Here is a 22525-nt window from a genome sequence, read left to right as displayed (position 1 = left end):
CCTCGAGATCGGCCGAACTCAGAGTTCCGGATACATCCGTCCCGGGTTGAAAATGCCGGCCGGATCGAAGGCCGCCTTCAGATTGCGGTGAATTCGCATCAGTGGCACCGCCAGCGGCGTGAACACCCCCGCGCTGGCCTCGCCGTAGCGGAACAGCGTTGCGTGACCGCCGGCCTGGCGGGCGGCGCTGCGCACGCTCTGCGCGTCGGCATCGGTGATCCACCAGCGCTGAGCACCGCCCCATTCGATCAGCTGTTTGCCGGGCAGGCGATGCGGCTCCGTGATTGGCGGCAGCGAGAGTCGCCACAAGGCGCGGTCGGGGCCCGCGTCAGCGAAAAACGTGTCGGTATGCTCGCGCACGCCCTGCCAGAACTTGGCCGCGTGGATCGCATCGACCAGCTCACCGCCGAGCTTGACGCGCGCGGCCTTGATGGCTGCCGAGGCGCCCGACAGGCGAACGGCCAGCATGTCGTCGTGCCAAGCGCTGGCGGTGATAGGCAATGGCTGCCCGCCCCATTCATTGAGCTTGCGCACGGCGTCCACGGCATTCATTTCGAAGCGCAGGGTCAATTCGGCGAACGGCTGCGGCATGACCTTGATCGAGACCTCGAGAATCAGTCCGAGAATGCCCAGCGAGCCGGCCAGCAGGCGCGCCACGTCGTACCCCGCGACGTTCTTCATGACCTGTCCGCCGAAGTTCAGCACCTGCCCCTTGCCGTCCATCAGCGAGGCGCCCAGCACGAAATCGCGGACCGCGCCGGCCGCTTGCCGGCGCGGTCCGGACAGTCCGGCGGCGACGCAACCCCCGAAGGTCGCATGCGGGCCGAAATACGGCGGCTCGAACGGCAGCAACTGATTTTTCTCGGCCAGCACCGCCTCGATTTCGGCCAGCGGCGTGCCGCACCGCGCGGTGATGACCAGCTCGGCAGGATCGTAGGCGATCACTCCCCGGTAGGGCCGCGTATCGAGCACTTGGCCGGCAAGCTGCTGGCCGTACCACTGCTTGGTGCCGCCGCCGCGCAATTGCAGCGGTTGATGTGTTGCCGTGGCGGTTTCAATCGCCGCGCGAAATTGTTCGAGTACGGTATTCATCGTGAGCGTATCGCGTGTTCGTCGAATTGGTGAGGCGACAAGGCTTGGCCGCAGTGTTTGCAAAAGCGCGCATCGAGATCGTGCCCTTCGGTCATGCAATGCGTGCAGGTGCGGGTGGTGACCGGCCGGCGCCGCATCGACGCGGAGATTTCGGCGCCCATGATGCCGGTTGGAATGGCGATCACGCCATAGCCGAGCAGGATAACGCAGGCCGTGATCGCCTGGCCAAGCGGCGTGCGCGGCACCAGATCGCCGTAGCCGGTGGTGCTGAGCGTGACGATGGCCCAGTAGATGCCGACCGGAATGCTGGTGAAGCCGTGTGCCGGGCCCTCGATGATGGTCATCAGTGTGCCGATGATGATCACTACGATGCTCACAAAAATCAGGAATACGAATATTTTGCGGCGCGCATGATAGAGTGCCTCGCGCAGAACGCTGGCCTCGCTGACATAGGCGCTCAGTCGCAGGATTCGGAACACGCGCATCAGGCGCAGCAAGCGCACGTCGATCAGGTAGTAAAGTTCAGGGACCAGAATTGCCAGGTAGGTCGGTAAAATCGACGCGAGATCGACCAGCCCGTAGAGGGACAGCGCGTAGCGCCACGGGTGGCGCACGCACGCCAGCCGGGCGACATATTCGACGGTAAAGGCGAGCGTGAACAGCCATTCGAGCAGCCACAGCAGTGTGCTGGCGCGAGCCTGGATCGCCGGCACGCTGCCCAGCACGACCACCAGCACGCTGGCGCAGATCGCTACCAGGAGGACTTCGTCGAAACGGCGTCCGGCCGTGGTGTCGGCCTCGAAGATGATGGTGTAAAGGCGCTTGCGCCAGCCGTACGTAGGTTGATCCGACCATCCTTGCATCGTCAGAATCTCGGCAGATCCGGGTGGGGCAGCAAGCCGCCGCGCACGTGCATCTTGCCGTATTCGGCGCAGCGCGCGCGCGTCGGAATGGCTTTGTCAGGGTTGAGCAGGCCGACCGGATCGAAGGCGCGCTTGACTGCAAAAAAGGCGTCGCGCTCGGCCGGGGAAAACTGCACGCACATCGAATTGATCTTCTCGATGCCCACGCCGTGCTCGCCGGTAATCGTGCCGCCCAGCTCCACGCAGGTCTCGAGAATTTCGGCGCCGAACGTCTCGGCGCGGTGCCATTCGTCGGCATCGTTGCCGTTGAAAAGAATCAGCGGATGCATATTGCCGTCGCCGGCGTGGAACACATTGATGCAGCGCAGCCGGTAGCGCTGCTCCATCTCGTTGATGCGGCGCAGCAGCGTGCCGATGTGGCGACGCGGGATTGTGCCGTCCATGCAATAGTAGTCGGGCGAGATGCGGCCTGCGGCAGGAAAGGCATTCTTGCGCCCGGACCAGAATTTGAGGCGCTCGCTCTCGCTTCTCGAGACCTGGATGCGGGTGGCGCCGTTTGCCTTGAGCACTTGGCTGGTGCGCATGATTTCTTCGGCGACCTCCTCGGGCGTGCCGTCGGATTCGCACAGCAGGATGGCTTGTGCGTCCAGGTCGTAGCCGGCGTGAACGAATTCCTCGACGGCCCGGGTCGCCGGCTTGTCCATCATTTCCAGGCCGGCGGGGATAATGCCCGCGGCAATGATTGCCGCCACCGCATTGCCGCCTTTTTCGACGTCGTCGAAACTGGCCATGATGACCTGCGCGGTCTGGGGTTTCGGAATCAGCTTGACGGTGACTTCGGTGACCACCGCAAACATGCCTTCGCTGCCGATGAATACGCCGAGCAGATCGAGCCCGGCCACGTCTGGGCCGAGCGAGCCGAACTCGACGATTTCGCCGGTCATGGTGACCGCGCGCACACGCAGTATGTTGTGGACGGTCAGGCCGTATTTGAGGCAGTGCACGCCACCGGAATTCTCGGCCACGTTGCCGCCGATGGTGCAGGCGATCTGTGACGAGGGATCCGGCGCGTAATACAGGCCGTAAGTGGCGGCCGCTTCGGAAATGGCGATGTTGCGAACCCCGGGCTGCACGGTCGCGGTGCGGGCGTAGGGATCGACATTGATGATTTTCTTGAACTTGGCCAGCGAGAGCACCAGGCCGTCGGCGATCGGCATGGCGCTGCCGGCCAGTCCCGTGCCGGCACCGCGCGGCACGACTGCAATGCCCAGTTCGTGGCAGACATGCAGGATGCGCTGCACCTGGTTTTCGGTCTCGGGCAGCGCAACGGCCAGCGGAATGCGCCGGTGCGCGGCCAGGCCATCGCACTCATAAGGCGTCGTGTCTTCGCGCTCGTGCAGCAGGCACGCGGGCGGCAGGATCGCCCCGAGCGCCTGCAGGAGTGCCTGCCGGCGCTCGGCGAGCAGCGCATCCTCGGGGACTTCGGGCGCAGCGTAGGGTGCGTTCATGGCATCGATTCGGTAAGCGCGGACTTGGATCCGGCGCGGGCGCCGGCAGCGGCGGGAACAGGCATCGATTACGCCGGCATTCGGAAAATTTTGCCAGGGTTGAGCAGGTTTTTCGGGTCGAGCGCGGCTTTGATGCTGCGCATCACATCGATCGCGTTCTCGCCGTGCTCGGAGACGAGAAAGCCCATTTTATGCAGCCCGACGCCATGCTCGCCGGTGCAGGTGCCTCCCATCGCGATGGCGCGCTCGACAATGCGTCGATTCAGCCGCTCTGCCTCGATCAGCTCCTCGGGCTTGTCCGGATCGACCAGAATGGCCACGTGGAAGTTGCCGTCGCCGACATGGCCGACGATCGGGCAGGGCAGGGGCGACGCCTTGAGGTCCTGCTCGGTCTCGACCACGCATTCGGCCAGTCGGGAAATCGGCACGCAGACGTCGGTGGTCACCGCCCGGCAGCCCGGCTTGAGCTGCAGCATGGCGAAATATGCATTGTGGCGCGCACTCCACAGGCGGCTGCGTTCCTCCGGCTGGGTGGCCCACTCGAAGCCTTGCCCGCCATGCTCGCTGGCCAGCGCCTGCACGGTTTCAGCCTGCTCGTGCACACCGGTCGGGCTGCCGTGGAATTCGAAGAACAAGGTGGGCGATTCGGTCAGCGTGAATTTGGAGTGCTGGTTAATCGCGCGGATGGCCAGCCCATCGACGAATTCGACGCGCGCCACGGGCACGCCCAACTGAATGGTTTCGATCACGCATTGCACCGCATCGCTCATCGACGAAAAGGCGCACACAGCGGCGGAAACCGCTTCTGGCTGCGGGTAGAGCCGCACGGTTGCTTCGGTGATGATGCCCAGCGTGCCCTCGCTGCCGACGAACAGCCGGGTCAGGTCGTAGCCGGCCGATGATTTGCGCGCGCGCGAGCCGGTCTTGACGACGCGGCCGTCGGCCAGCACGACCGTCAGGCCCAGGACGTTCTCCCGCATGGTGCCGTAGCGAACCGCGTTAGTACCTGAGGCGCGGGTGGCGCACATGCCGCCGATGCTGGCGTCGGCGCCCGGGTCGATCGGGAAAAACAGTCCCGTGTCGCGCAGTCCCTCGTTGAGTGTCTTGCGCGAAATGCCCGGCTGGACGGTCACCGTCAGATCTTCGGCATTGATCGATACGATCTGATTCATTTCCGACAGATCGAGCGTCAGGCCGCCTTGCACGGCGAGCAGATGGCCTTCGAGCGACGAGCCGGCACCGTACGGAATGATCGGCACGTCGGATTGGGCGCACAGGCGCACGATCTGCACCACTTCCTCGGTGCTGCGGGCATAGGCAACGGCATCGGGCGCGATCGGATCGAACGGGGATTCATCGCGGCCGTGATGCTCACGCACCGCGGCGGCGGTGCTGACCCGCTCGCCAAGCAGCGCCTTGAGGGCAGCCAGCAGCGCATCCGGGAACGGGCGCTTGGCGGCGGCGAGATCGAGGGGGGCAGGGTGGGGATGATTCACGAGAGTCTCCTGTTCAAGGCGCCGACCGCCATATCATGGTCGCGAGCATGGCTCGGGATGCCCTTGCCGGCTGCGGTGCTGACGACGATTTTACGCCGTTGCGCCCCGATGGGAGGCAGGCATTGGCCGTCGCGCGTTGCCGATCATACCAAAGCGGCGCGCGCGGCGGCACCGCCCAAGGGTTAAACTCGTCATTCGCGCGGCGTCTGGCAGCGTGCGTTGTGCACCGCACGACGCGATTACTTTCCTAAGAGGGCACTGGGCATGGGCAATCGTTTGAGCAAAATCACCACACGCACTGGCGACGATGGCACGACGGGCTTGGGCGATGGCAGCCGGGTCGATAAAGACAGTCTGAGAATTCACGCCATCGGCGAAGTCGACGAACTCAATTCGCATCTGGGCTTGCTGCTGTGCGAGGCGCTGCCCGATGGCGTGCGCACTGCGCTGATCGATATCCAGCACGATCTGTTCGATCTGGGCGGGGAATTGTGCCTGCCGGGCCAGGCGTTGATCCAGCCCGCTCAAGTGCTCAAGCTCGACGAATGGCTGGCGCACTACAACGCGGATCTGCCGCGTCTCAAGGAGTTCATCCTGCCCGGCGGCAATCGCGCCGCGGCGCAGGCGCACGTGGCGCGCACCGTATGCCGGCGAGCGGAGCGGGCGATCATCGCGCTGGGCCGCCACGATGGGGTGAACGAGGCGCCGCGCCAGTATGTGAATCGCCTGTCGGATCTGTTGTTCGTCCTGGCGCGCGTGTTGAACCGGGCCGATGGCGGCGCCGACGTGTTGTGGCAGCGCGGCCGCGCGCAAGCGTAGCGCGACCGAGCGAGACTCAGTTGCCGTTGCCGCGCGTCAGGCGGCGTTGCTGCACCGCCTGCGATAGCGTCTCGAGCACGCGCAGGCTATCGTCCCAACCGATGCAGGCGTCGGTCACGCTTTGCCCGTAGGTCAGCGGTTTGCCGGGGATATGATCCTGCCGGCCGGCGACAAGATGCGATTCGACCATCACACCGATGATGCGCTCTTCGCCGCCGGCGATCTGCGCGGCGACGTTCTCGCAGACCGGAATCTGGTTCTCGTGTTTCTTTTCACTGTTGGCGTGTGAGGCATCTATCATCACACGCGCCGCGAGCCCGGCTTTGGAGATTGCCTCGCAGGCGCTCTGGACACTGGCGGCGTCGTAGTTCGGCGCCTTGCCGCCGCGCAGAATCAGGTGACAGTCTTCGTTGCCGCTGGTCGAGACGATGGCCGAATGGCCTCCCTTGGTGACCGAGAGAAAATGATGCGGCTGCGAGGCGGCCTTGATCGCGTCGACGGCGATTTTGACGTTACCGTCGGTGCCGTTCTTGAAGCCGACCGGGCATGACAGGCCGGAGGCCAATTCGCGGTGTACCTGCGACTCGGTGGTGCGCGCGCCGATCGCGCCCCACGACACCAGATCGGCGATGTATTGCGGGCTGATCATGTCGAGGTATTCGGTGCCCGCCGGCAGGCCGAGTTCATTGATGTCGACCAGCAACTCGCGCGCCATGCGCAAGCCGTCGTTGATCTTGAAGCTGTTGTCCATGTGGGGGTCGTTGATGAGCCCCTTCCAGCCGACGGTGGTGCGCGGTTTTTCGAAATAGACACGCATCACGATTTCCAGCTCGCCGGCAAAATGCTGCCGCGCCTCGGCAAGCATGCGGCCATATTCGAGCGCGGCCTCGGGATCATGGATCGAGCAGGGACCGATGACGACCACGAGCCGGTCTTCCATGCCGTGCAGAATGCGATGGATCGCCGCGCGCGTTGAGAAGATCAGATTGGCGGCGCGCTCGGAACACGCGAATTCGCGAATCAGGTGGGCGGGCGGCGTCAGCTCCTTGAGCTCCCTGATGCGGACGTCATCGGTGTTATGCGGGGCCATGCTGTTCTCCTGGGAATAAAGACTGAAAAAGTGTCATAGCAAAAAAAAACCGCCAGACTCGGCTGGCGGTTTTTTGGGATTTTACGGTGCGTTACAGCCCCTCTCCTTCCGCCAGCGGTGCGAGATACGCAAAAAAGTAAAAATAAAACTTGGCGGACATGATGGAAACGGGATGTTGCCCAAAGGGCGGGAATTCGAATATTAGGATTTATAGCGCGAATCGCCTGGCTTCGCAAGCAGAAAACGCGGCGAGCGATGGCTTACGCCCGCTGCCGCGCTCCGATACAGGCTCAGGCGGTGCCGCCCACGGTCATGTTTTCGATCCGCAGCGTCGGTTGTCCGACGCCCACCGGCACGCTCTGGCCGTCTTTGCCGCACACGCCCACGCCGGAGTCGAGGGCCATGTCGTTGCCGATCATCGTGACATATTTGAGCGCTTCGGGGCCATTGCCCACCAGCGTGGCGCCCTTGACCGGATAAGTCACCCGGCCATTCTCGATCATGTAGGCCTCGGAGGCCGAGAAGACGAATTTGCCATTGGTGATGTCGACCTGCCCGCCGCCAAAATTGACCGCGTACAGTCCGTGCTTGACCGAGGCAATGATTTCGTGGGGGTCCTTGTCGCCCGCCAGCATGTAGGTATTGGTCATGCGCGGCATCGGCAGCGCCGCGTATGATTCGCGCCGGCCGTTGCCGGTGACCGGCATCTTCATCAGGCGCGCGTTCAAGCTGTCCTGCATATAGCCGCGCAGCACGCCGTCCTCGATCAGCGTGGTGCACTGGGTAGGATTGCCTTCGTCATCGATGTTGAGCGAGCCGCGGCGCTGGCTGAGCGTGCCGTCATCGACCACCGTGACGCCTTTGGCCGCCACGCGCTCGCCGAGCCGTCCTGAGAACGCGGAGGAACCCTTGCGGTTGAAATCGCCCTCGAGGCCGTGACCAATCGCTTCGTGCAGCATGACGCCCGGCCAGCCCGGCCCGAGGACCACGGTCATGGTGCCTGCCGGCGCCGGCCTGGCGTCGAGCTTGATCAGCGCGCCGTCGACTGCTTCCGCGACATATTGCGCCAGCAGTTCTTCGGAGAAATATCCGTAATCGAAGCGCCCGCCGCCGCCGCTGTTGCCGACTTCGCGGCGGCCGTGCTGCTCGACGATGACGGTCACCGAAACCCGCACCAAGGGCCGTACGTCGGCGGCGACCACGCCGTCGCTGCGCGCCACCATGACGACGTCGTATTCGCCGGCCAGGCCTGCCATGACCTGGGTAACGCGGGGATCGCGGGCGCGGGCCAGCTTTTCGATGCGTTCGAGCAAGGCGATCTTGGCGTTGGCATCGAGCGAGGTGAGCGGGTCGTTCGGCAGGTAGAGGTCGCGCCCCTGGGCGGCAGCCAGCCGCTGCCCGACCTTGACGCGTCCGGCGCCGGCCAGTGCGATCGAGCGGGTTGCCGCGGCCGCTTCGCCCAGCGCGCGCGCGCTGATGTCGTCGGAGTAGGCGAAGGCGGTGCGATCGCCCACCAGGGCGCGCACGCCGACCCCCTGGTCGATGCTGAAGGAGCCGGATTTGACGATACCCTCTTCCAGGCTCCACGCCTCGCTGCGCGTGTACTGAAAGTAGAGATCGGCGTAGTCGACCCGATGCCGGAAAATATCCGCCAGCGTCCGATTGAGATCGCTTTCGTCAAGGCCGTACGGGGTGAGCAGCAAATCCTTGGCGGTCGCCAGATTTTGAATACCGGTATCGATGATTTTCATGCGGGCTCTGGAATGGAAATTAGGGCGCTGGGTTGACTTGAGGGGGAATCCGGGGAATTCAAGGCGGGAATCCCCATCACGTAGCCAGCACGCGATGTTTCAACGCCGGCAGGCTCTGCCGCACTTCGTTTAACCGCATCGGGTCGATTGTACCGCCGACAACGCCTTCGCTGTCGTGCTCACGCTGGGCGAGCACGACGCCCCACGGGTCGATCAGCATGCTGTGGCCCCAGGTGCGGCGGCCATTCTCATGTCGCCCGCCTTGCGCGGCCGCCAGCACGTAGCACTGGTTCTCGATCGCGCGGGCGCGCAACAGCGTCTCCCAGTGCGCCCGGCCGGTCGTGTAGGTGAATGCGGCCGGCACCACAATCAGCGCGCATTCACCCAGCGCCCGGTACAGTTCGGGAAAGCGCAGGTCGTAGCAGACCGACAGGCCGACGCGGCCGAACGGCGCCTCGAACGCGGCGACCTGCTCGCCGGGGCGGATCGTGCGTGCTTCGTCGTATGCTTCCTGATCCTTCACGAAGCTGAACAGGTGGATCTTGTCGTAACGGCAAACGTGTTGCCCCTGCGGATCGAATACCAGCGTGGTGTTGAGCACGCGCGAAGCCTCCGGGGCTGCCAGCGGGAGCGTGCCGCCGATCAGCCAGATGCCGAGCCGCTTGGCGGTATCGGCCAGAAATGCCTGGATCGGGCCGTCGCCGGGTGTCTCGCGCAGCGCGAGCTTGTCGACGTCCTGCTGTCCCATGAAGCAGAAGTACTCGGGTAACAGCACCAGCCGGGCGCCTTGCTCCGCGGCTTGTGCGATCAGCCGGCCGGCTGCCGCCAGATTGCGTTCGACGTCCGGGCAACTGGTCATTTGAATCGCGGCGACGGCGGCACTTGAATGGGCAGGCATAAGACGACTCGCTATCAAGGCGTGGTGAACTGACTGCTGGGGGAGAGATTTTCCATCTTACCCTGATTGGGGCTGCCTTGCCGGATCACCGGGTCGCGCCATGAACCCGTGACGGTGTAGTGCGAGGCCAGCGATTGGGATAACTGCCCGCCGAGCGCCAATTGCGCCAGGAAACTGCCCAGGCCCAGGGCCGGGTTGATCAGCGCGTAGGCCAGCGAGGCGGAGCCGGCATTGATGTGGGGCAACACGGTGACCTGCAAATTTTGCGTTTCCTTGTCGAGATTGGTGGTACCCGACATTTTGATGGTGGCCGAGGTGCTGGTGATGGTGAAGTCCTGTGTGCTGGCGATGCCGTCGTGCACGGCGCCATTGGCGAGAATCCGATCGAATGGCAGGCCGGCGCTGAGCACGCTGTCGAAATCCAGCGTCAGGATTTTCGCCAGGGTTTGGACGCTGAAAATACCCAGTAATTTCGTCAACCCCGGATCAGCCTTGAGGATTTGCCCGCCGGAGAGGTCGAGCGCGACCTGGCCGCCCAGCGTCGGGTAATCGATCTGAGTTGGTCCGCCGCGCCAGTCGAGCTGGCCGCTGAGCGTGCCGCTGCCATCGCGCAGGGTCTTGGGCAGGCCGACCCGATCCAGCAGCTTGCCGGCGTTCTTGATGTCGAGCTTGAACGCCAGCGCGGTCCGGCGTGGTGTCTTTGTGCTTGCGGCAGCCGCGTCGTGCCGTATCGCGGTGCGCCAGTTGCCGGTGATCGCCAGGTTGGCGGCCGGGTTGGTGATGTTCAATTTGTTCAGTTGCCAGACCGGCACGCCATTGTCGACCGTATTGCGCGCGACCAGTTCAAGGCGGCCCAGCGACTTGTCTTGCAGCGCGAATTCATCGGCCACCAGATCGATCGCCGGGAACTCGTCGGCCGGCTCGTCGAGGATCTGCCCCAGCGTCGCGCCGCCCTCGGCCTTGGGGATGAGCAGCTTGCTCAGACGCCCGTGGATTTCCCCGTAGGGCACGCGCGGGCTGGGCGCATCCCAGTGCAGGTTGCCGGCGAGCTGAGGCGATGCGATGCTCGTCTGCCAGTCGCTGCCGTCGCGCTGGGCGGTGAGCGCAACATCCGGCCATGGGCGCGAGAGCAGGGTGACTTGCTTGGCGTGCAGCGTGACCTGGGTTGGCGCGTAGGGCGTCATCGTCGCGGTGGAACCCGAGCCGGAGTCCGAGCCGCCGCTGCCGGCGTCAGAGGCCGCGGACTGCAAGCGCAGTGCCCGCCATGCGTCGGCGTCGAGCTGGTCGAGATCGATGCTGGCCGCCACGCCCTTGCCGGGGTGTGGCGGCGCGGCATTGACGCCGATACCGCCGCGCAGCACGGTGATGGTGCCGTCGCCGCCGGTTTGCTGCACGAAATTGGCTTGCACAGGACCCACTGTCAAATCGAGTGCCTGCGTTTGCGCGCCGGTCGCGCCAGTTTTTTCGTCCAGCGGCCGCAGCGCGATACGTGCCGGCATCGCACTGTCGGCGGATTTGCCCAGCGGCGCGGGAAGTTGTAGCGCCAGTCCGCGCAAATCCGACTGCGCGACGATTTCCGCCGAGCCGTGCGTGGTGTTCAAGTCGGCCGAAAACGGGGTCGTACCGCGCATCAAGCCGGCGAGTTTGGCGACCGTCGGGTTGCTGGCCTGCGCGCGCAGCGCGTCGGCGCTGATGGCACCCGTCACGCGCAACTGCAGCGCGCCCTGCGCGTTGGTGTTGCCGTCGGCTCGTATGGCATTGCCCAGAAAGTGGCCTCGCAGCTGGCTGGCGGCCAGTCCGTGCTCGGTGAAATTGAGCTGTCCGTCGACGCCGCTCAATGCCGGCCAGCCGCGCGCAAGCGTCACGTCGTTGCCCAGGAAGCGGTAACTGCCAGTGACTTTGGCGTCACGGGTGTGATTGATGGGCAACTTGATTTTCAAATTGAGCAGGCCGTTGCCGGTGGCTTGGGTATCTTTGGTGAAATCACCGATCCAATGCCCGACCGGACTGCTGTTCAGGTAGCGCACGAAGTCGCGTGTCGGGCCAGCGACCTGCCCGTTGATATCGAGGGTTGCCTGATCGTGCGTCAGATCCTCGATCGCACCCTTCACGGGGCCGAAGGTGACGTCATAGACGCGCGCCGAATCGATCGCCAACTGCATGCGGTTGTTATCGAAGATGAGCTTGCCCTGGATTTTTTCGAACGCCGGCCAGCTATCAGTGTGTCCCGCCGTTCTTGGAGCGGGGTCCAGGCGCGCATCGGTGAGCGGCACTTCCATGTGAAATTGACCGTTGTTCTGCGCATACGGGAACGCGTCGAGCGGCCCCTTGACGCGGAACGTGGCGTCGTGCGCGGTGCCGCCCAGCAGCGCATGCTTCAGATAGTTGCGCGCGTCCGGGTTCATCGTCGTGGGCAGGTAATTGGACAGGCCCGCGATCTGAGCGCGCTGGATGTGGCCTTGAAGGTCGAGCGTGCCATGGGCGGGTCCGCCGCTGACGTAGGTGCCGGCCATATGTGCCGCGATCTGACTGTTTTGCAGATCGAGCGAAGCAATGTCGAGCTTGACTTGCGGCGGTTGGTGGCTTTGCGGCGGGCTCTCGACGATGGTCCAGCGCGCTTTGCCGTTTAACTGGTCGAAGCTGATCTGAGACGGATCGAACAGACCGGGGAACGTGAAAACGGTGTTTTGCGTATCGAGCGTGATGTTGCCGCGGTCCTGATTCGCATCGATGCGGCCGGATAAATTCGTGAAGCCGGGAATACCGATGCGGGGCGCGCCATGCGGGCCGGCCGATGGGGTCGCGGCGACGCTATTGAGGCTGGCGTGGTCGAACGCGGCTCGAAAATGGTAGCGCGTGCGGGAGTTCGGCAGGCGCTTGAGCCCCGGCAACTGCCGCCAGCCGTTACCCGCGCCCGGCGCGGGTCGCTGCAGCGACATCTCGAAATCATGCAGCATGCCGCGAGGCGCCCAGGTATCCAGCGGTTTGCGCAGATCGGCCGGCAGCGGTAGCGCGGGCGCCAGTCGAGCGAGTTGGCCCAGATCGAGCTGCTGGCCGTTTAGCGCAACTTGTTCGCCGTGCGCTGAGTTCGCGGGCAGATAACGGCCGTTGAGTGCTGGGACGTCAAGCACCTGCTGATCGGGCATCACGATCTTGACGTGCTGCGCCTGCCAGGCTGCACCGTTCTCCAGCGACTGCGCCGCGAGCGTCAAGCTTGCCTCGTCGAGTGCCAGCGGCGCGAGCCGGGTGCCCAATTGCGTGCGCACCCCGCGAGCGGCGAGCTGCACCGTGCCATTGACCAGGCGCCCGGCGTCAAAGCTCATCCAGATGCGCCCCGCGGCCAGGCCGCTCATGGCCGGGTCTGGCACCTTGGCATAGCGCGCCAACGCAGCCAGATCGACAGTGCCGATCTGCGCGTAGGCGGTGCCGTGCCAGCGCTTGAAGTCGTCGGCGCGCACGAACAGAGGGTGCCGGAATTCGGCGCGCAGGTCGACTGGGCCAGATAGGATGCCCTGAGGATTGGCCTGCATGCCGAATTTATGCTGATGGCCGTTGTTGAGCAGCGCGATGCGGACCTGGGTCAGCGCGACCGGCGGCTGCGCGCGAGTTTCATCCAGCCAGCGCAGCGTGCCATTGCGCACGATAACGGCGTTCTGATTCAGCAGCCAGTCGAGCACGGGGTTGTTGCCACCTTGCTGGGTATTGACCGGCAGGCCGGCGGCATAGAGCTTGCCGTCGGCACGGCGCTCGATCAGCACGTCGGGGCTCTGGAGTGTCAAGTCCGCCAGACGCACGTTAAGATGCAGCAGGCTGGACCACGACAGGGTGCCGTCGACCTGTGCCAGGCTCAGTCCCGGGGTCTTTGCGCCGGGCGCGCGCAGGCTCACGCCCTGCAAATGAAAATGAGCGTACAGGCCGCCCCAATTTGCGCTAATCTTTTCGATGGAGACGGGTACGCCGACCGCGCGCGAGACGATGGCTTCGATTTGCGGCCGGTAATCGTCGACTCGCGGCAGAACCCAATAGCGCATCCCGAGGATGGCGGCGGCTGCCAAGAAATAGATCAGGATGACCACGCCGGCGAGAAACTCGAGTGCGTGGCGCAAACCAGGAAAAAATATGGGCCGAGGCGCTTTGGGGGAGTCGGGCGGCTGGCGGTCAGTCATACTGCGCGTCGGTTGGGGAATGTGATAGCTTGCGTGCGAATGACTGTAACACAGCCCACCAAGGTATCCACAATATCCCAATGACTGCAGACAAGGCCGTGAGTTCACTCGAGATTTCTCAGTATTCCCGCTATGCCGCCCGCATTCTGGCGAGCCGCCCGGCCCTGGCCGCCGAACTGCCTGTGCTGGCCGCCCACCCGATCGACCTGCCCTGGATGGCGGCGCGATTCGCCGGGCTGACCGGCGCGCTGCCGGGTGAGGCGGCGCCCGACGAGGCGTCGCTGCAACGCGCGCTGCGCATTTTGCGCAATGACGTGATGTGCGTGATCATGGCGCGCGACTTGGCGGGCACAGCGCCCCTGTCCGAAGTCACGCAAACCATCACATCGTTGGCCGAATTTTCGATACGCGCCGCGTTGGCAGTGCTCACCCGCGACTTGCAGGCCGTGCACGGCACGCCGATGACGCCCGAGGGCGAGCCGCAGGCCTTGGCGGTAGTGGGGATGGGCAAATTGGGTGGAGGCGAGCTGAATGTGTCGTCCGACGTCGATCTGATTTTTCTGTATGAGGACGACGGCGAGACCGCGGATTTACAGGGCAGCGGCCGCTGCCGCCTGTTATCGAATCATGAATTTTTCACCAAGCTTGGCCGCAAGCTGATCGGTGCACTGGCCGAGTTGACTGCTGACGGGTATGTATTCCGGGTCGATATGCGGTTGCGCCCGAACGGCGATTCGGGGCCGCTGGTGTGCAGCCTGCCGATGCTCGAGGAGTATTTCTACGTCCAGGGCCGTGAATGGGAGCGCTACGCGTGGATCAAGGGGCGGTTGGTGTCGGACACGACCGATGCCGCGGGCCAGCGCATGGCGCGCCAGTTGGCGCAAAGGGTGCAGCCGTTCGTGTTTCGTCGCTATCTGGATTATGGCGTGATCAGCGCGATTCGCGCGTTACATGCGCAAATCCGCCGGGAAGCCGAGCGGCGTGCCCACGCCAAGCCAGCGCGCGTCAACGACGTCAAACTCGGGCGCGGCGGGATTCGGGAGATCGAATTCACCGCCCAGGTTTTCCAGCTGATCCGCGGCGGACAGGAGCCCGAATTGCGCATTCGCCCGACGCTGGCTGTGCTGGACGTCGCGGCCCGGCGCGGCTGGCTGGCGCAGAGCGTGGTCGAGCGGCTCAAGCAAGGTTACGAGTTCCTGCGTCGCCTGGAGCACCGTATTCAGTATCTCGATGACGCCCAGACCCATGTGCTGCCGACCCGCGAGGACGACCTGGCGGCGCTGGCGCGCGCCATGGGCTTCGACAGCGCGGCGGCGTTGCTGACTGCGCTCGACGAGCATCGCGAGTTCGTCGCCGAACAGTTCGACCAGGTGTTTGCCGACAAGAGCAATGGCCATGGCACGGGTGGCTCACACGAATCCGACTGTCCGCCCGAGTTGTGGGGGGCGATGCTGGCCGATGAAGGGCAAGACCAGGCGCTGACCGAGACGTTGCGCACGCTTGGCTTCACCGATCCGGCCGCCAGTCTTGAGCGCCTGCAGGCGTCCTGGACCTCGACGCGGTACAAGGCGCTGCCGGAGGCCAGCCGACAACGCTTCGACCTGCTGGTACAGCGCACGATCGAGGGAGCGCGCGAAGCGTCGGCGCCCGACGTCGTGCTGGCGCGCATGCTCGATCTGCTCGCCGCCATCAGCCGCCGCGGCTCCTATCTGGCGCTGTTGACCGAGTACCCGCGAGCGCTGGCGCGCGTGCTGCACGTTTTGGCCGCGTCGCAGTGGGCCGCCGGCTACCTGACGCGCCATCCGCAATTGCTCGACGAACTGCTCGACGACGACACGCTGGCCGCGCCGTTCGACTGGCCCGCCTTTAAAACCGAGTTGCGCCGCCGCCTGGCCCAGCACGGCGCCGAAGGGGCGATCGAAATGCAAATGGATGTGCTGCGCCGCGCTCATCACGCCGAGACCTTTCGCATTCTTTTGCTCGATCTGCACGGCGCGCTGTCGGTCGAGGCGATCAGCGATCGCCTGTCCGAGCTGGCCGATGCCCTGGTTGAAGTTACCCTGGAGACGATTTGGCGGCATCTTGCCTCGCGCCACCGGGATGTGCCGCGCTTTGCGGTGGTCGCCTACGGCAAGCTGGGCGGCAAGGAGCTGGGGTATGCGTCCGACCTCGATTTGATTTTTCTTTATCAGGACGACGACGATCGCGCGCCGGACGCCTATGCGTTGTTGGCGCGTCGCTTTGTGACGTGGCTGACCACGCATACCGCCGCCGGCATGATGTACGACGTCGATTTGCGCTTGCGGCCCAACGGTTTGTCCGGCTTGCTGGTGACCAGTCTGGAGAGCTTTCGCCAGTATCAGTTCCGCCAGGGGGCGGCCAATACCGCTTGGGTATGGGAGCATCAGGCGCTGAGCCGCGCTCGCTTCTGTGCCGGGGATGCCGACATCGGCGCGGCATTCGAGCAGATCCGGGCCGACGTGTTGCGCATGCCGCGTGAGGCCGGGCCGCTTGCCGACGAGATCATTGCCATGCGCCAGAAGGTGCTCGAGGGGCATCCGAATCCGACCGTGCTGTTCGATCTGAAACATGACGTGGGCGGCATGGTCGACATCGAATTCACGGTCCAGTACCTGGTGTTGCGCCACGCCGCGGCGCACGCCGAGTTCCTGCGCAACGCCGGTAACATCGCGCTGCTGCGCGAGGCCGGCCGCCTGGGGCTGATCGATGCCGAGCAGGCCGAGCGGGTAGGCACGGCATATCGGACCTACCGCGCGCTGCAACACAAGTTGCGGCTCGACGGGATGGAAACCGCGCGGGTCGATCCGGCCCGGGTGACGCACGAGTGCGAGGCCGTCACGGCACTGTGGACGGCGGTGTTCGGCCGGCGTTGAGAATGGGCGTTCGGGGCCGACGGCTGGGCAAGGGGGCGGCGAGCCGTAGCGCTAGAGCGCGAGCATCTCGCGCGCGTGCTTGCGGGTGGTGGCGGTGATCTCGACACCGCCCAGCATGCGAGCGATCTCCTCGACCCGTTCCTGGCGGCCCAGCGCGACGATTTCGCTGAGCGTGGCAGCGCCCTCGCTGCGTTTGGCCACCCGCAGATGCTGATGACCCAGTGCGGCGACTTGCGGCAGATGGGTCACGCAAAGGACCTGGCGACCTTGCCCGAGCTGCCGCAACAGGCGGCCGACGACTTCGGCGACCGCGCCGCCGATACCCGAGTCGACCTCGTCGAAAATCAAAGTCGGGGTCAGGCTGGCGCTGCTGGCGATGACCGACAAGGCCAGGCTGATGCGTGCCAGCTCGCCGCCCGAGGCGACCTTGGCCAGTGGCCGCGGCGGCACGCCGGGATGTCCCGCGACGAGAAACTCGACGTTCTCCATGCCATAGGACTGCCCTTCGGCGACTGGCTCGAGCGCGATTTCGAAGCGCCCGCCCGGCATCGACAAATCCTGCATGGCGGCCGATACCTGTTTGGCGAGCTTGGCGGCAGCGCGCGCGCGGCCCTGCGACAGTTGTCCCGCCAGCGTCGTGTATTGCCCGCGCGCCGCTGCCGCGGCGGCCTCCAGCCCGGCCAAATCCTGCGCGGCGGTCAGCTCGACCAATTCCTGCCGTCGCAACTCGAGTTCGGCCGGCAACTGCTCGGGCACGATGCGATATTTGCGCGCCGCTCCGTGCAGCGCATCGAGACGTTGTTCGACCTCGGCCAGCCGCTGCGGATCCAGATCGATCTTCTGCGCGTAGTGGTTGAGCGAGTGCACCGCTTCGCGCAGCTGGATTTCGGCTGGCTCCAGTGCCGCGAGGGTATCGCGCAGCTCGGGATCGACGTCGGCCAGATGGCGCAGCTGTTGAATGATCGTGCCCAGTGCCGGCACCAGGGCGCCGTCGTCGGCTTCGCTGAGCACGTGCAGCGCGCCGCGCGCGCCCTCGATCAGGCTGGCCGCGTGCGTCAGGCGACGGTGTTCGGCATTGATCTCTTCCCACTCGCCGGGTTGTGGCGAAAGTTTGTCGAGTTCATTGACCTGCCATTCCAGCCGCTCGCGTTCGCGCTGCAATTCGCGCTCGCGGCCTTGTGCTTCCTGGCAGCGCTGTACCAGCTGCTTCCATTGCCGATGTGCGCTGGCAACCTGGCTTGCCAGCTCGGTCAGGTCCGCGTGGTTATCCAGCAGCCGCCGTTGTGCGTCGGGGCGCAGCAATTGCTGGTGCGCGTGCTGGCCGTGGATGTCGACCAGCATGTCACCGGCCTCGCGCAACTGCGCCAGTGTGGCGGGGGTTCCGTTGATGAAAGCGCGTGAGCGCCCGGACGCGTCGATTACCCGGCGCAGCAGTACGCCGCCGGTTTCATCGCGCGGCAACGCATGCTCGTCGAGCCAGTCGGTGAGGGTAGGGTGGGCGGTGAATTCGGCCGTGATATCGGCGCGCGCCTGGCCGGCGCGCACGACGCTGGCATCGCCCCGCTCGCCCAGGGCCAGCGCCAGGGCATCGATCAAAATGGACTTGCCGGCGCCGGTTTCGCCGGAAAAGACGGTAAAGCCCGCCGAGAACTCCAGCTCCAGGTGGGCCACTATCACAAAATCGCGAATCGAAAGGCTGCGTAGCATGGTGGTTTGACGCCGAGGAGATTAGCCCGGAGTGTAGCCGGAAAACCATGGCGATAGCATGGCGTCGGGCGCGTGGCACGCGGCCGTCTCAGGCCGTGTCGTCTTCCGAAATATGCTCGTTCCAGTGCAGCTTGCGCCGCAATGTCGCGTAATAGTTGTAGCCGGCCGGGTGGAGGAAAGTAACCGAGTACTCCGAGCGCTTGACCGCGATGCGGTCTTGCAGGTGCAGCGCATTGAACGATTGCATATCGAAGTTGGCGCTGACTTCGTGGCCAGCCACAATGCTGATGACGATTTCGCATTGATCGGGCAGCACGATCGGCCGATTCGACAGCGCATGAGGAGCGATGGGCACCAGGACGATGCCGGCCAGGGCCGGATGAAGAATCGGGCCGGAAGCCGACAGCGCATAGGCGGTGGAGCCGGTCGGGGTGGCGATGATCAGGCCGTCCGAGCGTTGCTTGTACATCAGACGCCCGTCGACGTCCACACGCAATTCGACCATGCCGGAGAAGCCGCTGCGGTTGACCACCACGTCATTGAAGGCGAGGGCCCGGTAGATCGTTGCGCCGGCGCGCTCGATGCGGGCATCGAGCAGCGTGCGGCGCTCCCGCTCGAATGCGCCTTCGAGAATGGTGGGCACGACCTGCAGCATGTCACCGAGCGGAATGTCGGTCATGAAGCCGACCCGGCCATGGTTGACGCCGATCAACGGGATGTCGAACGCGGCCAATTGCCGGCCGATGCCCAGCATCGTGCCGTCGCCGCCGAGCACTACGGCGACGTCGGCCTGCCGGCCGATCTGTTCCGGGGCCAGTGCGGCATAGGCAGCAGCGTCAGCGCCAAGCGTGCGCGCGGTATCCTGCTCGAATACCACCCGAAAGCCGCGTTGGCCGATGCAGCTTGCCAATGCCAGCAAAGGGCCGGCGATGTTGTCGGCATTGTATTTGCCGATCAGCGCGACCGTCTTGAAAGGGCTCCCGTTTTTCATGACGCCATTACACCATAAGTCCGTGACGGGAGCTACCGCGCCCCGGCAGCGCCGCGCAGTCTGCGCCGGGGCGCCTGCCACGGGCGAAAGCGCACCGGTGCGGCGGGATTCGCGCTACAATTTTTACCTATGCTAGACCAACGTGCGCAAACTCTCCTCAAAACCCTGATCGAGCGGTACATCATCGATGGCCAGCCGGTCGGCTCGCGGACATTGTCGCGTTATTCCGGGCTCGAGCTGAGTCCGGCCACGATTCGCAACGTGATGTCGGATCTTGAGGAGCTCGGCTTTGTGTCGAGCCCCCACACGTCAGCCGGGCGCGTGCCGACGCCGCGCGCCTACCGCCTGTTCGTCGACACGATGCTGGCCGTGCATCCGCTCGAAGCGGCGGTGCAGCAGGTCGTCTCGCAAGTACAAAATCGCCTGCAGCCGGCCTCGCCCCAGCAACTGGTCGCGAGCGCGGCACAGGTGTTGTCGAATCTGTCGCAATTCGCCGGCGTGATTCTTACGCCCCGCCGCAGCCAGGTGTTCAAGCACATCGAGTTCCTGCGGCTCTCCGAGAAGCGGATTCTGTTGATCATCGTGACCCCCGATGGGGATGTGCAAAATCGCATCATCCTGACTGCCAGCGATTACTCGCCCGCCCAGCTGGTGGAGGCAGGCAATTACATCAATACGCATTTCGGCGGGCTGAGCTTCGACGAGGTGCGGCGTCGCCTGCGCACCGAGCTCGAAGCTTTGCGCGGCGACATGACCACCCTGATGCAATCGGCGATGGAGGCAAGCTCCGACGTGATGGCCGAAGGCGCCGAGAGTGTGCTGATCTCCGGCGAACGGAATCTGCTGGGCGTCGAAGACCTCTCGTCCAATATGGATCGCCTGCGCCAATTGTTCGACGTGTTCGAGCGAAAGACCGGCCTGCTGCAGTTGCTCGATGTGTCGAGCCGCGCGCAAGGGGTGCAGATCTTCATCGGCGGTGAATCGAACCTCGTGCCAATCGAGCAGATGAGCGTGGTGACCGCTCCGTATGAGGTCGACGGCAAGGTGGTCGGCACGCTGGGCGTGATCGGGCCGACCCGCATGGCTTACGAGCGGGTGATTCCGATCGTCGATATCACCGCCAAGTTGCTCTCCAACGCGCTGAGCCAGCACTGAGCCCGCTCTGGCCTGCTCCGCCGTAACGCTTGGTTACAAAGTGCGGCCGGCGGTTCGTCGGGCCGTGCGTTAACTTGAGGGTGATCAACCCGTCGTGCCCGATTCGGCACGGTTTGGAGACTCTCATGAAGATGCGGTTAGCTATTTCGGCGGCCCTTGCGTGCCTGATGACTTGCCTGTCGTGGGCAGCACAGGCACAAGGAGATCCGCCGGCGAGCATTGCCCGCTTGAACGTCGTCAGCGGGGCGGTGAGCGTGGCGCCGGCCGGTGCCGATCAATGGATCGACGCCAATCCGAATCGTCCGCTGACCACCGGCGACGACATCTGGGCCGACCGTGGGTCGCGCGCGGAGTTGCAGATCGATTCGACGCTCGTGCGCCTGGACAGCCAGACCAATCTCAGCCTGCTCGACGTCGGCGATCGAAATGTGCAACTGAAAGTAACGCAGGGCGCTGTCAATGTGCGGCTGCTCGAATACAACCCCAACCAGCCGGTCGAAGTCGACACGCCGAATCTGGCCTTCGTGCCGCGCAGCGCGGGAGAATACCGTCTCGATGTCGAACCCGATGGCACCACTGCGGTGACGGCGCTGCGCGGCACCGGTTCGGTCTATGGCGACAATGCAGCCATCTCGATTGGGCCGCGGCAAAGGTTTCGCTTCGCAGGCACCAATCTGCAGTTGCTGGCCGGAGCAGCGGGGCCAGGCTACGATGATTTCGATCGATGGGCCGCCGAGCGCGATCGCCTCGAGGATAACTCGCCGTCGGCGCGCTATGTGCCGCGTGACATGGTCGGCTACGAGTCGCTTGACGCATACGGTGTTTGGCAGACCGATCCGGCCTACGGGGCGGTTTGGGTGCCCACTGTCACGTCGCCGGGCTGGGCGCCATACCGCGACGGTCACTGGGTCTGGATCGCTCCTTGGGGCTGGACGTGGGTGGACGACGAGCCCTGGGGGTTTGCTCCGTTCCATTACGGCCGCTGGGCCTATGTGCGCGAGCGCTGGTGCTGGGTGCCGGGGCCGGTGAGCGTGCGCCCCGTTTATGCACCGGCCCTGGTCGCCTGGGTCGGCGGCGATCACGATGACCACTGGAGCGTGACGCTGGCCACTGGCGTGCCGGGGATCGGCTGGTTTCCGTTGGGCCCGGGCGATGCCTACCGTCCGTCCTATCGGGTCAGCAACACTTATATCGAGCGAGTGAACCGTACGGTGATCGTCAACAAGACGATCAATCGCAACACCTACATCACGAATAACGTGTCCCGCACGGTCTATGTCAATCAGCATGTGCATAACGCGATAACGACGGTGCCTGCGGCAGCTTTCGTGCAAGGCCGGCCGGTCGTCTCGAGTTTGGTCGCGATGGCGCCCGGGGCGGCCGCACGCATGCGGGTCGGCGCCAGTCCGGACGTTACGCCGGTGGCGCGCAGCGTCATGGGCGACGCACGCCAGGCGCGGCACGCGCCGCCACATGACATAGTGGCGCGCCAGGTGCTGGCGCTGCGCACGCCGCCGGCACCGCATCCGGCATTCGTCTCGAGCGCGGGAGCGTCCGTTACGCCGCAAGCCGAAGGTCGTCCGTTGGCACTGAATTCCGCCGCTGCCGGGCGGCCCCGGCAGGTGCGCGAAGGTGTCAAGGTACTGAGCAGCGTGCCGCGGCCGCGACCCGTCGATAACGCTCGCAGACCGGCGGTAGGTACTCACTCGCCGGCCGGGCTTGGGCCGCAGGGGGCGACTCAAGGTCGGTCGCGGCCCGAGCCGCAGCGCGGCACCGATGGTGCGCCGGCGTTCGCGCCACGCACGACCGGTCCGGCACCGCATGCGCCTTATCCATCGCCTTCGCAGAGCCCGCGCCTACCGCATCGGCCGCCACAGATCGGGCCGAGCGCACCGGAGCGGCCCGCCGTGTCGCCGCGCGCGCCGCGGCAGCAGCCACGAGACCAGCAGCCGCACGTTCAGCAACCGCACGTTCAGCAACCGCGTCCTGCGTCGCCGGCACGTCGGGAAGGCGCGCGCCCGGCGCAGGGTCATGTCCAGCCGCAACGGCAGCGCGATGAAAAACGTGACGAAAGGCGCGGCAACTGAGCAAGCCG

At 65.0% G+C, this 22525-nt stretch carries 13 protein-coding genes and 1 pseudogene; 4 read left to right on the top strand and 10 right to left on the bottom strand.

The features are described from left to right. Positions 1-18 precede the first annotated feature (18 nt). From glcE to EPN80_RS03205, 4 genes are all read right to left on the bottom strand, one after another. Positions 19-1092, bottom strand: coding sequence for a glycolate oxidase subunit GlcE (gene glcE / locus EPN80_RS03220; protein ID WP_293023593.1), 1074 nt, complete (start codon positions 1090-1092; stop codon positions 19-21). Beyond that, a complete protein-coding gene (locus tag EPN80_RS03215; protein WP_293023590.1) occupies positions 1089-1955 on the bottom strand; it encodes an ion transporter in 867 nt (288 codons plus the stop codon). Before EPN80_RS03215 ends, glcE begins: the two co-directional genes overlap by 4 nt. A 2-nt stretch (positions 1956-1957) precedes the next feature. Then, positions 1958-3463 (bottom strand): FAD-linked oxidase C-terminal domain-containing protein, encoded by a 1506-nt coding sequence (locus EPN80_RS03210; protein ID WP_293023587.1) that lies wholly within the window; start codon positions 3461-3463, stop codon positions 1958-1960. A gap of 68 nt (positions 3464-3531) precedes the next feature. Next, positions 3532-4959, bottom strand: a complete 1428-nt coding sequence (locus EPN80_RS03205; RefSeq protein ID WP_293023585.1) for an FAD-linked oxidase C-terminal domain-containing protein — start codon at positions 4957-4959, stop codon at positions 3532-3534. Between the two features lie 264 nt (positions 4960-5223). On the opposite strand from EPN80_RS03205, the gene EPN80_RS03200 reads away from it, so the two are divergent. Next, a complete protein-coding gene (locus EPN80_RS03200) occupies positions 5224-5778 on the top strand; it encodes a cob(I)yrinic acid a,c-diamide adenosyltransferase (RefSeq protein WP_293023582.1) in 555 nt (184 codons plus the stop codon). A gap of 16 nt (positions 5779-5794) precedes the next feature. On the opposite strand, the gene aroG is transcribed toward EPN80_RS03200, so the two are convergent. The 4 genes from aroG to EPN80_RS03180 form a co-directional block, all read right to left on the bottom strand. Continuing rightward, on the bottom strand, positions 5795-6868 hold the full coding sequence (gene aroG, locus EPN80_RS03195) for a 3-deoxy-7-phosphoheptulonate synthase AroG (RefSeq protein ID WP_293023579.1): 1074 nt from the start codon (positions 6866-6868) through the stop codon (positions 5795-5797). Between the two features lie 290 nt (positions 6869-7158). Then, the gene (gene tldD / locus EPN80_RS03190) at positions 7159-8619 is read right to left on the bottom strand and encodes a metalloprotease TldD (protein ID WP_293023575.1); all 1461 of its coding nucleotides are present in this window, start codon (positions 8617-8619) and stop codon (positions 7159-7161) included. Positions 8620-8695: 76 nt separating this feature from the next. Continuing rightward, complete coding sequence (locus tag EPN80_RS03185) at positions 8696-9517, bottom strand: carbon-nitrogen hydrolase family protein (protein WP_293023572.1); 822 nt, start codon at positions 9515-9517, stop codon at positions 8696-8698. Positions 9518-9531: 14 nt separating this feature from the next. Then, complete coding sequence (locus tag EPN80_RS03180) at positions 9532-13623, bottom strand: YhdP family protein (protein ID WP_293023569.1); 4092 nt, start codon at positions 13621-13623, stop codon at positions 9532-9534. A gap of 140 nt (positions 13624-13763) precedes the next feature. On the opposite strand from EPN80_RS03180, the gene glnE reads away from it, so the two are divergent. Continuing rightward, a complete protein-coding gene (glnE, locus tag EPN80_RS03175; RefSeq protein ID WP_293023566.1) occupies positions 13764-16577 on the top strand; it encodes a bifunctional [glutamate--ammonia ligase]-adenylyl-L-tyrosine phosphorylase/[glutamate--ammonia-ligase] adenylyltransferase in 2814 nt (937 codons plus the stop codon). A gap of 51 nt (positions 16578-16628) precedes the next feature. Here glnE and recN read toward each other — a convergent pair whose 3' ends face one another. Together recN and EPN80_RS03165 are read right to left on the bottom strand one after the other, a co-directional pair. Beyond that, positions 16629-18284 (bottom strand): DNA repair protein RecN, encoded by a 1656-nt coding sequence (recN, locus tag EPN80_RS03170; RefSeq protein ID WP_293023563.1) that lies wholly within the window; start codon positions 18282-18284, stop codon positions 16629-16631. Positions 18285-18372: 88 nt separating this feature from the next. Next, entirely contained in the window at positions 18373-19275 is a 903-nt protein-coding gene (locus EPN80_RS03165; RefSeq protein ID WP_293023560.1) for an NAD kinase, read from the bottom strand. Here EPN80_RS03165 and hrcA point away from each other — a divergent pair. Together hrcA and EPN80_RS03155 are read left to right on the top strand one after the other, a co-directional pair. Then, positions 19274-20430, top strand: a pseudogene (hrcA, locus tag EPN80_RS03160) (heat-inducible transcriptional repressor HrcA). The gene EPN80_RS03165 and the pseudogene hrcA sit on opposite strands and share 2 nt — an antisense overlap. Positions 20431-20555: 125 nt before the next feature. Then, positions 20556-22517, top strand: coding sequence for a DUF6600 domain-containing protein (locus EPN80_RS03155; protein WP_293023557.1), 1962 nt, complete (start codon positions 20556-20558; stop codon positions 22515-22517). Positions 22518-22525: the final 8 nt, after the last annotated feature.

Source organism: Pandoraea sp. (assembly GCF_004297875.1).
GTDB lineage: Bacteria > Pseudomonadota > Gammaproteobacteria > Burkholderiales > Burkholderiaceae > Pandoraea.
This window is presented reverse-complemented; position numbering and strand designations above follow the sequence as displayed.

Excerpts from the sequence above, each read along its gene's own strand:
- glnE (WP_293023566.1), top strand. The coding sequence starts at position 13,764 with ATGACTGCAGACAAGGCCGTGAGTTCACTCGAGATTTCTCAGTATTCC.
- EPN80_RS03210 (WP_293023587.1), bottom strand. The coding sequence starts at position 3,463 with ATGAACGCACCCTACGCTGCGCCCGAAGTCCCCGAGGATGCGCTGCTC.
- glcE (WP_293023593.1), bottom strand. The coding sequence starts at position 1,092 with ATGAATACCGTACTCGAACAATTTCGCGCGGCGATTGAAACCGCCACG.
- tldD (WP_293023575.1), bottom strand. The coding sequence starts at position 8,619 with ATGAAAATCATCGATACCGGTATTCAAAATCTGGCGACCGCCAAGGAT.
- EPN80_RS03185 (WP_293023572.1), bottom strand. The coding sequence starts at position 9,517 with ATGCCTGCCCATTCAAGTGCCGCCGTCGCCGCGATTCAAATGACCAGT.
- EPN80_RS03155 (WP_293023557.1), top strand. The coding sequence starts at position 20,556 with ATGAAGATGCGGTTAGCTATTTCGGCGGCCCTTGCGTGCCTGATGACT.
- EPN80_RS03215 (WP_293023590.1), bottom strand. The coding sequence starts at position 1,955 with ATGCAAGGATGGTCGGATCAACCTACGTACGGCTGGCGCAAGCGCCTT.
- EPN80_RS03200 (WP_293023582.1), top strand. The coding sequence starts at position 5,224 with ATGGGCAATCGTTTGAGCAAAATCACCACACGCACTGGCGACGATGGC.
- aroG (WP_293023579.1), bottom strand. The coding sequence starts at position 6,868 with ATGGCCCCGCATAACACCGATGACGTCCGCATCAGGGAGCTCAAGGAG.
- recN (WP_293023563.1), bottom strand. The coding sequence starts at position 18,284 with ATGCTACGCAGCCTTTCGATTCGCGATTTTGTGATAGTGGCCCACCTG.
- EPN80_RS03165 (WP_293023560.1), bottom strand. The coding sequence starts at position 19,275 with ATGAAAAACGGGAGCCCTTTCAAGACGGTCGCGCTGATCGGCAAATAC.